Source organism: Streptomyces sp. NPDC101225 (assembly GCF_044767585.1).
In the GTDB taxonomy this organism is placed as follows: domain Bacteria; phylum Actinomycetota; class Actinomycetes; order Streptomycetales; family Streptomycetaceae; genus Streptomyces.
In genome coordinates this window covers 1-15,217 of record NZ_JBIWOE010000072.1, presented here as the reverse complement: position 1 = coordinate 15,217, position 15,217 = coordinate 1, and the positions used below count along the sequence as shown (strand labels likewise).

The following is a 15,217-nucleotide window of genomic DNA, read 5'->3' as shown; positions in this document are numbered from 1 at the left end:
TGGACTGTGTGGGGTTTGCGCATTTCCACCTGAGAGGGTGGGCGAGGCTCCAGGATATTGATGGTCCGCACACCACAACTCACCGGAGTCGGGTGATAAGGGGAGAATGTCCCGTACTCCCGTCCTTCACCGTCTCTTTTCATGGCATGGCCAGCCACTAGGATTTGCGCCAGGGGTCTGACGGGGAACGGTCACCCTTGCGGGACACGAGGAGTGGGGAACAGGCATGCGGGAAGGCCGGTGGGTCACGGTCACCGAGTCCGAGTTCGATCATGAACGCCGCGGCCTGGAAGCGATCCGGGAAAAGCTCCCGGACTCTGACCCCTGGCGTGCCTGGTCGAACTTCACCTTCACCGCGAACACCGGCCACGTCCGCGAGGTCGACCTGCTGGTCGTCGCCCCCGGCGGCGTGTACATGATCGAGCTGAAGGACTGGCACGGCTCGGTGACCTCGGAGAACGGCACCTGGGTGCAGACCACACCCGGCGGTCGTCGCCGTACGCACGGCAACCCTCTTCACCTGGTCAACCGCAAGGCCAAGGAGCTGGCCGGCCTGCTCGCGGGGACCGGCGGCAAGCGGGTCTGGGTCGCCGAGGCCGTCTGCTTCACGGACAACAGCCTTCGCGTACGGCTGCCCGCTCACGACCAGAACGGCGTCTACACCGTCCACCAGCTGGTCGAGATGCTGGGGCAGCCCCCGCGCGACGAGCGACGCCGCATCACGGCGATCGGCTCACGCGAGATCGAAGCGGCCCTCAAGAACATCGGCATCCGCAAGAGCGACGCGCAGTACAAGGTCGGCCCGTACGAGCTGGAGCGGAAGTCCTTCGACTCCGGGCCCACCTGGGCGGACTACCTCGCCCGCCACAGCGATCTGCCCGAGGCCGCCCGCGTCCGCATCTACCTCAGCGAGCGCGGCTCCGACGCCTCCCTGCGCCAGTCCGTGGAGAACGCCGCCCGGCGCGAGGCCGCGGTGCTGGGCCGCTTCAAGCACCCGGGCGCGGTCGAGCTCAAGCAGTACTTCCCCTCCGGGCACGCCGCCGGCCCCGCGCTGATCTTCGACTACCACCCGGCCACCCTGAAGCTCGACGAGTACCTGGTCCAGTACGGCGAGAAGCTGGACATCCTCGGCCGGATGGCGCTGGTCCGCCAGCTCGCCGAGACCATGCGCTCCGCGCACTCCAGCCGCATCCACCACCGGGCGCTCGCCGCCCGCTCCGTGCTCGTCGTCCCCCGGCCGCGCGGCGGGAAGGGCCGGGCCGTGGGGGAGGAGGCCGCCTGGCTCACCCCGCAGCTGCAGATCTCCGACTGGCAGATCGCCACGCAGCGCAGTGGCGACTCCTCCCAGGGCCAGGGCATGACCCGCTTCGCGCCGACCGCCCTGTCCGCGATGCACCTGGCCGACGACGCCGACGCCTACCTCGCCCCCGAGCTCACCGCCCTCAACCCCGACCCGGTCTACCTCGACGTGTACGGCCTCGGCGTCCTCACCTACCTGCTGGTCACCGGCAAGGCCCCGGCCGCCAGCCAGGCCGAGCTACTGGCTCGCCTGGAGGCGGGCGAGGGCCTGCGCCCCAGCTCCCTGGTGGACGGCCTGTCGGAGGACGTCGACGAGCTAGTGCAGGCGGCCACCGCCTACCGGCCGGGTCAACGCCTCTCCAGCGTGGACGAGTTCCTGGAGCTGCTCGAGGTCGTCGAGGACTCCCTGACCGCCCCGGCCACGCCAGCCACCGGTACGGAAGGGCCGAGCGACGAGGACACGACCCCCGTCGACAAGGACCCGCTGGAGGCCGTCGCCGGTGACGTGTTCGCCGGCCGGTGGGAGATCCGACGCCGCCTGGGCACCGGCTCCACCAGCCGCGCCTTCCTTGTCCGCGACCTTGAGGCCGAGGCCCGCAGGACCCGCCCGCTGGCCGTGCTGAAGGTCGCCCTCTCCGACAACCGCGGCGAGATCCTGGCCCGCGAGGCCGAGGCCATGGGCCGCCTGCGCCCCCACTCAGGCATCATCCGCCTCGTCGAACCGGAGCCGCTGCACATCGCCGGCCGTACGGTCCTGGCGTTGGAGTACGTCGGTGACGAGCGCGACGACAACGGGCAGGGCACCGAGTCCGGGGTACGCCCGCGCCGCCGTGAGGAGACCGTCGCCCGCCAGCTCCGCGAGAACGGCCGCCTGCAGGTCGACCAGCTGGAGGCGTACGGCGACTACCTCTTCGGCGCCGTCGACTTCCTGGAGGGCGAGGGCGTCTGGCACCGCGACATCAAGCCGGACAACATCGCCATCCGCATCCGCCCCAACCGCACCCGCGAACTCGTTCTCATCGACTTCTCCCTCGCCGGCTACCCGGCCAAGAACACCGACGCGGGCACCGACGGCTACCTCGACCCCTTCGTCGACGTCATCACCCGCGGCTCGTACGACTCGCACGCCGAGCGGTACGCCGTCGCCGTCACCCTGCACCAGATGGCCTCCGGCGAACTGCCCAAGTGGGGCGACGGCAGCCTCCCGCCCCGCATGACCGACGCGAAGGAGTGGCCGTACCCGACGATCGCGGCCGAGGCCTTCGACCCGGCCGTACGGGACGGGCTGGTCGCCTTCTTCCAGAAGGCCCTGCACCGCGACGCGGCCAAGCGGTACCCCGAGCTGAAGCCGATGCGGGACGCCTGGCGCAAGGTCTTCCTCGACGCCTCCCAGACCGTCCCGTCCAGCCACCGCACCCGCTCCCCGGCCCCGGCGGCCACGACCACGGGCGAAGGGCTGCCCGCCGAGGGCGCCGCCGCGGTGATCGCGGACGCCGAGCCCGAGAGCGCCGAGCAGCAGCGCGACCGCCTCGCCGCCGAGGTCACCCGCGACACCTCGCTGACCGTTTCCGGCCTCACCCTCGCCGCGCAGTCCTTCCTGTACGGCCTGGGCATCACCACGGTCGGCGAACTGCTGGACTACAGCCGCCGCAAGCTCGTCAACGCCCCCGGCCTGGGCGCCAAGACCCGCAACGAGGTCCAGCAGCGCCAGCGCGAGTGGGGCGAACGGCTGCGCGAGATCCCCGTCTCGCCGCTGACGCCGAAGGGCCGCGCGGAGGCCAAGGAGGAGCTGGACCACCTCACGGCCGCCGAGTCGGCATTGGTGGGCCACCTGGCGACAGGCGAGTCGGCGGGCGCGCTGCCCGCCCGCACGCTGCGGTCCGTCAGCCTCGACACCCTCGCCACCGTCTTCGTACCCGCCGTCAACAACAACGGCTCCAACCGCAACAAGGCGGAGATGGTACGGCTGTTGCTGCGCCTGCCCGACGAGCACGGCGTGCTGCCGGACATCGGTGTCTGGCCGAAGCAGAAGGACGTCGCCGACGCGCTCGCCCTGAGCCACGGCCGCATCCCGCAGATGCTCAAGGAGGAGCGCAAGCGCTGGAAGGCGGAGCCCGCCGTCCAGGCACTGCGTGAGGAGATCATCGACCTGCTCGTGAGCATGGGGCGGGTCGCCTCGGCGGTGGAGATCGCGGACGCCCTGGCGGTGCGGCGCGGCACGCACCTCGCGGGGCGCGAGCAGCGGCGCGCGATGGCGCTGGCGGCCGTGCGGGCCGTGGTCGAGGTGGAGCAACTGGTGCCGCAGGAGGCCGAGTTCCAGCACCAGCCGAACCGCAAGGCGACGGACGAGTCCTTGGGCGCCGGCCTGCTCGCGCTCGACGTACGGGAGAACGACGGCCCGGACACCCCGACCGCGCCGGGCCTGCTGGAGTACGCGAGTCGTCTTGGCCGTACGGCGGACCGGCTGGCCAAGCTGGACACCCTGCCGACGGCGGCCACTGTTCTGGCCGAGTTGGGCGCGCTGACGGTGCCGCCGGGCGCGGTCAACTGGGACGAGCGGCGCATGGTGGAGCTGGCGGCGGCGGCTTCCGTGAACGCTGCCGCCACTCCGCGCCTGGAGATCTACCCGCGCGACCTGTCGCTCGTCCGTGCGCTGCGCCTCACCCAGGCCGGGCTCGTCCGCTGGATTCCGGGTATGCCGGAGGGGCAGCAGCCGGGCCTGACCGGCGAGGCCGTGCACGAACGGGTCCGTGCTCGCTTCCCGGAGATGGTCGTCCCGGACGGGCGTGGTGGCACGCACCACGAACTGCCGACGGGTGGCCCGCTCACCAAGGCGTTGCGCGACGCGGGCTTCGAGCTGTCGCTGAGCATGCATGAGCGCGAGGGCGTGCTGCGCTACTTGCCGACGCGGGTGGACGACGCGTCGAGCTATCTGACGACGGGTGCGTGGCGGCAGTCGACGCGTACGGGTGCGGTGACTCGGTACGCCGACGACCCGCAGCTCGCGGGCGCGGTACGCGCGGAGGAACGGCTGCTCGCGTCGGTCCGGCGGGACGGGTACCGGGTGCTGACCGTACGGCAGCAGTTGGTGCGGGACGCGGTGCGGGAGCTGGGTGCCGAGCGGCTGGGCACGGAGGCGGTGTCGGTGACCGAGCTGTTCCTGGAGGCCCTGCACAAACAGGTCACGCCTGGTACCAAGCCGACCTGGGAGACCCTACTCAAGGCGGATGCCGCCGAGCCGGGTTCGAAGGGTGCGGTGCGGTTCGCGGAGTACGTGCGGACGGCGTGGGGTGCGGTCGAGCCCCGGGTCGCGGAGCTGCTGGGTGACGGTGGCGGCGGGGCCGGTCCTGTTGGTCCTGTGCTGCTGACGGAGGCTGGGGTGTTCGCGCGGTACGACGCGATGGGCGTCCTGGACCGGCTGGCGTCGGCGGCCCGGCGGGGCGGGCGGGGGCTGTGGCTCCTGGTCCCGCAGAGCGACCCGTCGCGCGAGCCCCGGCTCGGGCAGGTGGCCGTGCCGTACCAGGCCGGCCTGGGAGAGTGGATTCAGCTTCCGGACACGTGGGTGGGCAACGCCCATCGCGGGTCCGGCGAGATTGTGGCTAGTGCCAGTGGTGTCGAGGGAGACGTCAAGTGATCGACCGCAAGGCTCTGTTGAACGACCTGAAGCAGCAGGTCAAGGCGGTCGAGACCGACCTTGGGCGCCAGGTGAAGGCGCTGGCGGATGTCGGTGCGCGACTGAAGGCCGAGTACGACCAGGCGCGCAAGCTGGGGCGTACGGCGGCGACGTGGACCTCGTGGCTGGACGAGCGGGTCACGCAGGTCGCGGTGGCGTGGGTGCTGGGGACTGTGTTCGTGCGGTTCTGTGAGGACAACCGGCTGATCCCGGAGCCGTACCTGACGGGGCCGGACGGTGACCGGCGAGAGCTGGCGGAGTCTCGGTACGACGCGTATGTGGAGTCGGACGAGGATCCAACCTATCGCGGCTGGTTGCGACGAGCCTTTGCTGAGGTGGGCGACGGGCAGGCAGGTCGCATGCTGTTCGACAGCAACCACAACCCGTTGTACCAGATCCCGCTTTCGCACGATGGCGCGCGGGAATTGGTTGATTTCTGGCGGCGGCGAGATGAGGCAGGCTTCCTGGTCCACGACTTCACCGACCCACTGAACGAGGACGGCACGGAAGGGTGGGACACGCGGTTCCTGGGGGACCTGTACCAGGACTTGAGCGAGACCGCGCGGGAGACATACGCGCTGCTGCAAACGCCGGAATTCGTGGAGGAATTTATCCTCGACCGGACCATGAATCCAGCGGTGCGGGAGTTCGGGTACGAGGATCTGAAGATGATCGACCCCACTTGTGGGTCAGGTCACTTTGTATTGGGGGCGTTTCGGCGGCTGGTCCGGATGTGGGCAGAGGGGCAGCCAGGGACTGACGTTCACGAGCGGGTATCAGCCGCGCTGAAATCAGTTCACGGTGTGGATGTCAATCCGTTCGCGGTGGCCATCGCGCGGTTCCGGCTGCTGATTGCAGGGATGGCGACGAGCGGCGTACGGACGCTGAACCAGGCAGCCAAATATGAATGGCCGATCCACCTGGCGGTGGGGGATTCGCTCATCAAGTCCCGCCGATCCCAGCAGGGCAACCTGTTCGGGGAGGCGGATGAAGACCTCGTGGACGAGCTGGCCGAGTTCAAATACGCCACAGAGGACGTGCAAGAATATCCGGACATCCTGCGGCCGGGGCGATACCATCTGGTGGTAGGGAACCCGCCCTACATCACTGTGAAGGACAAGAAGCTCAACGAGCTATATCGAGAGCTGTATTCAGCGTGCGCGGGCACGTACGCGCTCTCGGTTCCGTTCGCTCAGCGGTTCTTTGAACTGGCTAAGCGCGGGGATGCCGAGGGAAGACACTACGGCATGGTCGGGCAGATCACTGCCAACTCCTTCTTGAAGCGCGAGTTCGGGACGAAGCTCATTGAGGGCTTTTTCGGGCACGCGGTGGAGTTGACCGAGGTCGTTGACACGTCGGGTGCGTACATTCCGGGCCACAGTACGCCGACGATCATCCTGGTGGGTAGGCGGCGGGGTGGGGACGCGCGATTGCCAGTTATTCGGACTGTTCGCAGCGTGCAGGGAGAACCCGCCACGCCGGTGAAGGCCGAGCAAGGCCTAGTCTGGCAGGCAATTGTCGAACAGATCGACAAACCGGGCTCGGTGAGCCAGTGGGTCTCCGTGGATGACCTGGACCGTAAGAAATACTTCGGCCGGCAGCCATGGATTTTGACCGATGGCGGGCTTGAAATGGTTGAGCAGCTTAATCAAGCTAGCCAAGGAAAGCTTGCGGAAGTAATTGACGAGATTGGCACGGGTGCGGTAACGCGCGAAGACAGTGCGTACATGCTGGGTCAGGGGCACTTGCGTCGTGCGAGAATCGAGAAAGAGCATCAGCGGTTCATCGTCGAAGGTACCGAAATTCGCGATTACGTGGCCCACCATGCCACTATGTCGCTGTGGCCGTACTCACCTGATAGCTTGGAAGCGAATGCTTCTAGCGCGGTCCAGCAGGTATTGTGGCCGCACAGGAGACTGCTCCGTGATCGAGTGGCTTTTGGAAAGACGCAAGTTGCTCGCGGCTTGACGTGGTTTGAGTACTCGATGTTCTTCAGGGGGCGTTACAATGCGCCTTTTAAAATTCCATTTGCTTTCGTTGCCACGCATAATCACTTCGTGTTGGACCGCGGTGGAAAGGTATTCAAGCAGTCCGCTCCGGTGATCAAGCTGAGAGAGGGGGCGAGCGATGAGGAGTACTTGCGGCTAATCGGGCTGCTCAATAGCTCGACCGCCTGCTTCTGGCTCAAGCAGGTAAGCCACAGTAAAGGAAACGCCACGGCGTCGAGTGGCATGCCGGACCAGCCTTGGTCCTGGAACTATGAATTCACGGGGACGAAGCTGGAAGAGTTCCCGCTCCCAGCTGAGTACCCAATCGCACTTGCCGTGGAACTCGACAGCCTTGCTCAGCAGTTGGCTCATGTGAACCCTGCTGCCATCGCGCTTAAGGCCACCCCAACGGCTCCTTCCCTTCGCGAAGGGAAGATTCGCTGGGAATCCACCCGTGGGCGAATGATCGCCTTTCAGGAGGAGCTGGATTGGCAGGTCTACTCGATCTACGGACTTCACCCAGCGCACTTGAGTTGTGTACGCGACGAGGTTCCTGAGCTTGAGCCCGGACAGCGTGCGTTCGAGATTGTCCTCGCCCGGAAGATCGAGAGTGGTGAGGTTGCTACAAAGTGGTTTTCGCACCACGGCTACACCGCTATCACCGAGGTTCCTGAGCACTGGCCAACTTCCTACCGCGAGATCGTCCAGAAGCGCATCGACGCCATCGAGTCGAACCGCGCAATCAGCATGGTCGAGCGCCCCGAGTACAAGCGCCGCTGGGCCACCGAGGGCTGGGATGTCCTCCAGGACAAGGCCCTCCGCTCCTGGCTGCTCGACCGTATGGAGAAGCGCGACCACTGGTTCGACGAGAATGGCCAGCCCACAGTCCTCACCCTCGCCCGCCTCGCCGACGCTCTCTCCCGCGACGAGGACTTCGTCTCCGTAGCCAAGCTCTACGCGCCCCGTAAGGAACTCGCGAAGGTCGTCGCCGAGCTGATCACCGACGAGCACGTGCCGTTCCTCTCCGCCCTGCGCTACAAGCCCTCCGGCCTGAAGAAGCGCGCCGACTGGGAAGAGGTGTGGGACCTTCAGCGCAAGGAGGACGCCGCGCCGGACGAGCCCGCCAAGCGGAAGATCCGGGACTCCATTCCCGTACCGCCGAAGTACACCTCGGCCGACTTCCTCCGCCCCTCCTATTGGAAGGCGCGCGGCAAGCTCGACGTGCCCAAGGAGCGGTTCATCTCGTACGGGCAGACCAACGCCGCCACCCCCGAGCTCTACGGGTGGGCTGGCTGGGACCATCGGGAGCAGGCGCAGGCCCTCGCCACGTACTTCACCAACACCGCGCTGTCCACTGAGGAGATCACGCCGTTCCTCGCCGGCCTGCTGGAACTCCAGCCGTGGCTGTACCAGTGGCACAACGAGTTCGACATGCTCTACAGCGGCTCCCCGGCGGACTTCTTCGCCGCTTACCGCCAGCAGCAGCAGGGCGAGCACGGACTCACCGACGACGATCTCCGCAACTGGCGTCCCCAGGCCGCAACCCGAGGTCGTCGCGCTGTCGTGAAGAAGTAGCCGGAGATGACTCGGTGTTGTGCCCGAATGCTGATGCCGAGTCTGCCGGACGAAGGGCCACTGGGTGCGTGGGCGGGTGGCCGCCGGTCGGTACGCGCAGCTCGGCCCAGATGGTCTTGCCGGGGGCGGCCAGGCGGGGTGTGACGCCCCAGTCGTCCGCAAGGGCGGCGACGAGGAGCAGGCCGCGGCCGGACTCGGATGCGGAGTCGGGATGTGAGGGAGTGGACGGGGGCTGTTTCTCGGCGCGGGTGTCGGTCACCTCGATGCGGAAGGTGCCCCCGGCCAGGGTGAGTTGGACATGGAAGTCCCGGCCGGGGACGTGGCCGTGCCGTACGGCGTTGGCGGTGAGTTCGGCCGTGATGAGGGTGAGCGTCTCGTTGGCTGGGGTCGTGTAGGGGTGGCCCCAGTCGTTCAGGCGGTGCGAGACGAGTCGGCGGGCGAGGCGAGCACCGCGTGGGGTTGAGGTGAACTGCATGGTGAACTCGCGTTCGGGTGCGGGGTGCTGTGGCATATGCCCGTTCGGGGGAGTTGGTGACTTCATGCGGTCAACGGTTGCGAACTCTGAGTAGCGTTGAACAGGAGTGATGCGCTGACGGGTGCGGGCTGTACGCGTGGGCGGTGCGCTTGTACGCGGTGTTGGGCGTGACTGGTTCCCGGGCCGTGCGTTGGGTGGACGGTGTCCGGTGACCGTGATGGTCGTACGGGAGGAGCTGCAGCGTGGACGACGAGGTTCAGCAGCCGGAGAACGAGTTCGGGACGGGCATTCTCTGCGTGTTTGGGCGGCAGTTGAAGCTGTTCCGGGAGCGGGCGGGGATGGACCGCGCGAAGTTCGGGTCGCTGACCGGCTACTCAGCCTCGACGATTGCGTCGTTCGAGCAGGCAAGACGTATTCCGCCGCCGAAGTTCATCGACCAGGCCGATGAAGTGTTGGAGGCGGGTGGGGTGTTGAGCGCGAGCAAGGAGGAGGTGGCTCGGGCTCAATATCCGGCGTTCTTCCGGGACGCGGCCAAGTTGGAGGCCGAGGCGGTCGAGCTTTACGTGTACGAGACCCATGTGGTCAACGGCCTATTGCAGACAGAGGAGTACACGCGGGCTCTGCTGGGGATGCGGCGTCCGCTGCTGGACGAGGCGACCATCGAGCAGCGCGTTGCAGCGCGGCTGGCACGACAGGAGATCTTCGACAGGTGGCCTGCCCCGTTGCTGAGCTTCGTCATGGAAGAGGCGGTTGTACGGCGACCGCTCGGCGGTGAGCAGGTATGGCGCGGACAGCTTGAGCAGCTGCTTTTGCTCGGCCAGAAGCGGAACGTCGAGCTTCAGGTGATGCCGCTGGACCGGGAGGACAATGCTGGAGTGGATGGCGCGTTCACCTTGCTGATGCCGAGGCAGGGGCAACAGGTCGGTTACATGGAGGCTCAAGGCCGGAGCACGCTGGTCACCGAGCGAGATGCGGTCCATGCGTTGTCCGCACGCTATGGGATTATCCGAGCGCAGGCTCTCACCCCGAGTGAGTCCCTGGCCTTCATCGAGAAGCTGTTGGGAGAGAGATGAACGCTGAAGCAAAGCGCGGACCCGCGCCTGCGCTTGTCTGGGTTAAGAGCAGCTACAGCGGCGCTGAGGGCGGTCAGTGCGTCGAAGTTGCCGCTGCCCCGGCTAGGGTTCACGTCCGCGACTCGAAGGACACAACCCGCGCCGCACTAGCCGTGGAACCCACGGCGTGGACCGCATTCGTCGAGTTCGCGGCACTCTGACAGGCGCTGGGCCCTCGGTAGGTGTGCACGTGCTGAGGGCCCAGCGCTTCTCTCAGCAGGGGGCAGACCCTCCCGCGTTCGGCATCAGGGCTACGGGCCCTTGTCCGCTATGGGGATGAGCGGCTGCCCGCCGGGGAGGGGCTGGTGCGCGACCTGATGAGAGTCGCTCCTCTGAAGCATGGCCTGCCGCCCGGATCGGTCAGTGCAACGCCCGCCGCGCCGCACTGATGAGACGGTGCGCGTCAACGTCGTACACCGCGGACTCCCGGAGTGTCCTCCAGGTGCGCAGATAGGTGTCCACACCGGCTTCGTCCTCGATCCACAACTCCGCGTGCCAGTTTTCGACGATCACCTTGCGATCGTCGTATATCCAAAAGGCGGTGGCCGGAGGGATCTTGAGGGCGGCGGAGAGCGGGATGATCCCCAGTTCGACCGTGGTGAGGCCGATGACTCCCATGAGGCGGTCGAGCTGGGCGGCGAGCACCGACGGAGGGCAGATCTGGGCGTACAGAGCGGCTTCCCACAGGATGAGGTGGAAACGCTTCGACGAGTCGTAGAGCGTTTTTTGCCGTTGCATCCGGGAGCGTACTGCCTGCTCGGTGTCGCGCGGTGATCTCTGTAGCTCCGCGTATCTCGTGAAGATCGACTGCGCGTAGTCCGGCGTCTGGAGAATCCCGAAAATCATGGACGACTCCCAGCCGCGGAATACAGAGGCGTCGGCGTGGGCGCGCAGGTGAGTGTCCTGGACCGCCTTGTGCCCGGAGGCCAGCTGTCGCCGCCACGACCGGATGTGCGACTCGAAGTTCCGCAGCCGCCCGAGCAGTTCGTCGTAGGCCTCCGGTTGGCCGGTTGCCTCCGCCCACCTGCGCAGGCAGTCGGGCGTTGGTGTTGTTCGGCCGTTTTCTAGCTTGCTGACCTTGGACTTGTGCCATCCGCACTTGTCGGCCAGCTCGGTACCGGTGAGACGACCGCTGGGGGCTGACAGCCGAAGCTCCCGGAGGCGTATCCCGAGGGCCTCGCGTGCCTTCTGGTAGTCCGTGCTCACCGGTACACACCTGTTTTCTGTTACTCCTTCACGGCCACGCCGGCCGCGAACTCCTCGTACGGGACGGCGTGATGCATGGCCGCGTCGCGCACCATGGAGTACCGCACCACCTCGGCGGGCTCCGTGATCAGTTCGACGCCCACCAGGTTGTCGGCATCGTCGAACTTGAGCAACGCGACCATCCGCGAGTCGAAGATCCAGAAGTCTTCGGAGGGGAGGTTCAGCCGGTCGGCGTCGACGCGCCGGAGATTCATGATCCGCTCGCCGACAGCGCTGTTGCGACGTGCGTTGTCGAGCAAGTACAGCTGACCTGTCGTGGGCGGGTTGTCGACGACGCGCACCCGTCCCACTCGCTTGCCGAGCGCGGCTTGTGCGCGCCGGTTGGCACACCATTCCGAGTCCTGGTCGTCCCAGTACACCGGCTCACCTCGGGTGAACTGGGCGTAGGTCTCGGTGACCTCGTCCGACGCGTAGCGACGCCGAGTTTCCAGCCGCCAGGCTGTGTGCTCGAACTGGGTGAAGAGCTGGTCGAACTCGTCGAGGTCGATGAACTTCGCTTTGCGGGTCATGTCCTTGGGCCCCCAATCCACGAGGAGTTCGCGTGGCACCACGACCGGCACCTCGCCCTCGCCCAGGTGCCGGAGTCGGGCGATGTCCTCGGGGTCGGTGAGTGGCGGGCCGTGCACGATGACCTCGCCCGTGTCGATGTCCTCATGGACAGACGGACACCCATTGACGCCGCTACCCGTCCCGTTGAAGCGCAGCCGTCGCACCATGAGTAGTTCCTTTCGCGGGGGACCGATGGGTCAAGCCTCCCCAAGGGCGGCGCCTCATGCGCGCTGTTCAGCCGGGCCATATGAGGAACTTCGAGCAACTCTTCCGCGAAGTCAAGCAACTTCGAGGAACTTCCCTGTCTCCTGATCCCTGCCCTTCCCTAACGTCTCGTTCATGGCTACAGCGCAACAGGTTCAGGACATCGACCCTCTCGCGGCCGCAGAGGCCCTGAAGGCGGCACTCTCTCAGGCAGGCATCGTGCTGCCCTCGCTCGCAGTCGATGCCGGTTCGCCCGCTCTCGGGCTCGTGGAACTGGGCCGTGTACGCGCCGATGTGGCCATGCGACTGGCAGATGCGCTGCGGCAAGGCGGCGAGAAATGAGCAGCCCGGGAAGACCTGGCGAGGACGGCGGCCTGCCGCCCCGGACGACGTTGCGGGTCTCCACCGTGGACCGCGCGGGCCGCATCACGAGCGACTCAGGGACGCACGGCTTCGAAGGCCGCGAGGCCGAGACGGTGAGAAGCCTTGGGTAGGACTTCCCCCTGCGCATGCCCTCACCACAGGGCCATGAGGGCAGTCCGATGAGCGCTGCGGACACCGAGACCGCCTCCTTGTCTCCGGAGTGCGCTGTCGCTCTCCGCCCCGGTTATGAGGACCTGCACGCTGAATGCCGCCAGACCGAGGACGTTCCTCTTCCCTTCGCCACCGGACTCCTGCTCGTGCGCCGCTGCACCTGTCTGTGTCACGCCTACAACCGTCAGGGCTCCACCCAAGTCGCCCGCTCCAGCCAGGTCAGCCGCCAGCCCTCGCTGGAGCGGGATGTGCAAGGCGCCCGTGCCGCGCTTCCAGCCCAGGAGGGGCTGACAGGCGGGACGGGTTCGCATCGATACGGCACGACCTTTCTCCGAAGGAGTAGTCCATGACCGCTACCCTCGACCGGCCCGCGAGCACCCGCACGCGGGATCCGAAGGAACTCCTCAACGCCGTTCAGCCCCGCGTCAAGCACCTGACGATCAACGTGCTGGACGGCGGCATGACCCTCTGGGACCGCGAGGTGGCCCTGCTGCTGCGTGACCACACGATGGTCCGCGACATGACCGAACGCATCCTCGGCAACGCCGTCATGTACACCATCGGCTGCATGGAGCACCCCGAGGTCCACCTGGGCGTCGGCAAGCTCGTCGACATCGGCGTTCACCAGCTCATCCTCGACACACCTGTGTGGTGGGCCCTCTGCGACGCGTACAACGAGGGCCGCTACAAGCACCATGCCCCGTTCATCGAGCGCCGCCGTGACGGCCTGTGCCTGCGCACGGCGGACTTCCTGAAGTCCATCGGCTTCGACATCGACGAGGAGCTGTGGGCGATCGACGGCACGGACTGCTCACCATGTGACAACAAGGTCCCCGACAGCCACTGAACGGCCCTACCCTGGCCCCTGGCCCCTGGCCCCTGGCCCCTGGCCCCTGGCCCCTGGCCCCTGGCCCCTGGCCTCAGTACCTCCGGGAGGACAGGGGCCAGCCCTTGCCAAGAGGAATCGCCTTGCCCGCACAACACGACATTGCCGCCGAGACGGAGCTGTGGGACACCTTCGCTGCTTCCGCCTTCAAGGAAGGGGCGGAGCCGAGCTTCTGCTGGACCCAGTACGCCGGTCACGGACCCGGCCCGGAGCTGCTGGGCGACCCACGCCGCGTGCTGGAGATCGGCTGCGGCACAGGTCGCGCCCTCGCCCACCTTGCTGGGCGCGGCATCGCCGCTCGGGGTGTCGACTTGTCTCCCGTCATGGTTGAGAAGACCGCCACGAAGTGGGCCGACACCGGCGCGGAGTTCGTGTGTTCCGAGGTGCTGGAGTACCTGAGCGAGTGCGAGGAGGTGTACGACGCTGTCTACTCGATCTTCGGAGCCGCCTGGTTCACCGACCCGGGCCGTCTCTTCCCCCTTGTCCGCCGGAGGCTCAGGCCCAGTGGTGTCTTCGTGTTCTCGCAGCCGCCGGCCATCCCCGGCGCGTACGGGCCGCAGGGCATGTACAAGGGAGGTTTCGCCGGAAAGGCGATGTTCACCTACCGCTACAGCTACCGTCCGGCCGTCTGGGAGCGCCTGCTCACCCGGGCCGGGTTCGCCACGGCCGACGCACGGGTGCTCGACGCGCCTCAGCCTGGGCACATCGGGACGCTCCTCGTACGTGCCGTCGCTCCGTGACCGACCCTGGTCAAGAGTGTCGTCTTGCTTCGATCTGCGACGGCTGGTCCGAGGAGTCGGCGGGCGAGGCTGGCCCCGCGTGACGTTGAGGCGAAGGGCATGGTGAACCCGGTTCGGTGCGGGACGCTGTGGCATGTGCCGAGGGCCCTGCGCATGTCCGTCTTCGCGTCAATTTCAGCAGCCCCGCTGCCTTGCTATCGGGTGTCGAGCCGGCGCTGGCTGCCACAGCGATCAACGTCCGCCCGGAGACGTTCGGTTCGCGACGGCGGTCGCCTTCCCGGGTGACTACCTACATCGTGATGGACCAGCCCGCCCACACGCCACCGACACCCACATCAGCAGGCCACAACTGGGCATACAAAGTCCGGCTCTTGGAGCGCGGAGCTACTGTAAGTTCCTGCTATGAAACAGGGCAAAGGCATCGAGAACCCCGAGTCGCGCTTCTCCGCGGTGCTGCTGGCGGCGGCAAAGCTGCCCGGCGTGCGTATCAACCGGGAGACGTACCTCCGAAGTGCGCTGGCTCGACACTGCTCCGAGGACGACATCCGGAGAGCGATAGAAGAGACCCCTGCCGCGGCGGGTATCCCTGTTGAGGTTCTCGACAAGGTGGCCAATGACTCCATCCGCTTCGAAACCGGCAAGGTCAGCGCTCTCTCCGCCGCTGCCGGGATCCCGGGCGTCCTCGCCCTTCCCGCCACCGTGCCCGCCGACGTGGCCCAGTACTTCGGTCACATGGTGCGTATCGCGCAGAAACTCGCCTACCTCTACAGCTGGCCCGATCTGTTCTCCGACGACGGCGATGACGTCGATGACGCGACCATGTGTTGAGCGACGTTCGTTGTGGTGATGGGTGGGCAGGGCGGCGTCAGAGTCGTGGTGATGTGGGGTAGGGCGACCCGGAGGGTGCCCTTTGTCG

General features: G+C 67.0%; 10 protein-coding genes and 1 pseudogene. 8 read left to right on the top strand and 3 right to left on the bottom strand.

Annotation, left to right across the window (positions count from 1 at the left end; translation table 11 throughout):
- The first annotated feature begins 226 nt into the window (after positions 1–226).
- Together pglW and pglX are read left to right on the top strand one after the other, a co-directional pair.
- On the top strand, positions 227–4,933 hold the full coding sequence (pglW, locus tag ACIRPX_RS44325; RefSeq protein ID WP_404205840.1) for a BREX system serine/threonine kinase PglW: 4,707 nt from the start codon (positions 227–229) through the stop codon (positions 4,931–4,933).
- Positions 4,930–8,535, top strand: a complete 3,606-nt coding sequence (pglX, locus tag ACIRPX_RS44320; protein WP_404205839.1) for a BREX-2 system adenine-specific DNA-methyltransferase PglX — start codon at positions 4,930–4,932, stop codon at positions 8,533–8,535. Before pglW ends, pglX begins: the two co-directional genes overlap by 4 nt.
- Here the strand turns inward: pglX and ACIRPX_RS44315 are convergent.
- Positions 8,462–9,046: an ATP-binding protein gene (locus tag ACIRPX_RS44315; RefSeq protein ID WP_404205838.1), complete on the bottom strand. Its 585-nt coding sequence runs from the start codon at positions 9,044–9,046 to the stop codon at positions 8,462–8,464. The genes pglX and ACIRPX_RS44315 overlap by 74 nt on opposite strands.
- A gap of 206 nt (positions 9,047–9,252) precedes the next feature.
- Here ACIRPX_RS44315 and ACIRPX_RS44310 point away from each other — a divergent pair, with 206 nt between their 5' ends.
- The gene (locus ACIRPX_RS44310; protein WP_404205837.1) at positions 9,253–10,083 is read left to right on the top strand and encodes a helix-turn-helix domain-containing protein; all 831 of its coding nucleotides are present in this window, start codon (positions 9,253–9,255) and stop codon (positions 10,081–10,083) included.
- Positions 10,080–10,283, top strand: coding sequence for a DUF397 domain-containing protein (locus ACIRPX_RS44305; RefSeq protein WP_404205836.1), 204 nt, complete (start codon positions 10,080–10,082; stop codon positions 10,281–10,283). Before ACIRPX_RS44310 ends, ACIRPX_RS44305 begins: the two co-directional genes overlap by 4 nt.
- Before the next feature lie 199 nt (positions 10,284–10,482).
- Here the strand turns inward: ACIRPX_RS44305 and ACIRPX_RS44300 are convergent, their stop codons facing one another.
- Both ACIRPX_RS44300 and ACIRPX_RS44295 read right to left on the bottom strand, forming a co-directional pair.
- Positions 10,483–11,328 (bottom strand): helix-turn-helix domain-containing protein, encoded by an 846-nt coding sequence (locus ACIRPX_RS44300; protein ID WP_404205834.1) that lies wholly within the window; start codon positions 11,326–11,328, stop codon positions 10,483–10,485.
- Between the two features lie 20 nt (positions 11,329–11,348).
- Positions 11,349–12,104 (bottom strand): DUF6879 family protein, encoded by a 756-nt coding sequence (locus tag ACIRPX_RS44295; RefSeq protein WP_404205833.1) that lies wholly within the window; start codon positions 12,102–12,104, stop codon positions 11,349–11,351.
- A gap of 172 nt (positions 12,105–12,276) precedes the next feature.
- On the opposite strand from ACIRPX_RS44295, the gene ACIRPX_RS44290 reads away from it, so the two are divergent.
- The 4 genes and pseudogenes from ACIRPX_RS44290 to ACIRPX_RS44275 all read left to right on the top strand — a co-directional run.
- Positions 12,277–12,483 carry a hypothetical protein gene (locus tag ACIRPX_RS44290; protein ID WP_404205832.1) on the top strand — a complete coding sequence of 69 codons (207 nt, stop codon included), beginning with the start codon at positions 12,277–12,279 and terminating at the stop codon, positions 12,481–12,483.
- A gap of 538 nt (positions 12,484–13,021) precedes the next feature.
- Positions 13,022–13,522 (top strand): hypothetical protein, encoded by a 501-nt coding sequence (locus tag ACIRPX_RS44285; protein WP_404205831.1) that lies wholly within the window; start codon positions 13,022–13,024, stop codon positions 13,520–13,522.
- Between the two features lie 122 nt (positions 13,523–13,644).
- Entirely contained in the window at positions 13,645–14,301 is a 657-nt protein-coding gene (locus ACIRPX_RS44280) for a class I SAM-dependent methyltransferase (RefSeq protein ID WP_404205830.1), read from the top strand.
- A gap of 402 nt (positions 14,302–14,703) precedes the next feature.
- Positions 14,704–15,120, top strand: a pseudogene (locus ACIRPX_RS44275) (hypothetical protein); the annotation flags it as partial.
- Positions 15,121–15,217 lie beyond the last annotated feature (97 nt).

What these genes read in the sequence shown, in the direction of transcription:
- pglW (WP_404205840.1), top strand. Translation starts at nt 227, where the DNA reads ATGCGGGAAGGCCGGTGGGTCACGGTCACCGAGTCCGAGTTCGATCAT.
- ACIRPX_RS44315 (WP_404205838.1), bottom strand. Translation starts at nt 9,046, where the DNA reads ATGCCACAGCACCCCGCACCCGAACGCGAGTTCACCATGCAGTTCACC.
- ACIRPX_RS44305 (WP_404205836.1), top strand. Translation starts at nt 10,080, where the DNA reads ATGAACGCTGAAGCAAAGCGCGGACCCGCGCCTGCGCTTGTCTGGGTT.
- ACIRPX_RS44295 (WP_404205833.1), bottom strand. Translation starts at nt 12,104, where the DNA reads ATGGTGCGACGGCTGCGCTTCAACGGGACGGGTAGCGGCGTCAATGGG.
- ACIRPX_RS44290 (WP_404205832.1), top strand. Translation starts at nt 12,277, where the DNA reads ATGGCTACAGCGCAACAGGTTCAGGACATCGACCCTCTCGCGGCCGCA.
- ACIRPX_RS44285 (WP_404205831.1), top strand. Translation starts at nt 13,022, where the DNA reads ATGACCGCTACCCTCGACCGGCCCGCGAGCACCCGCACGCGGGATCCG.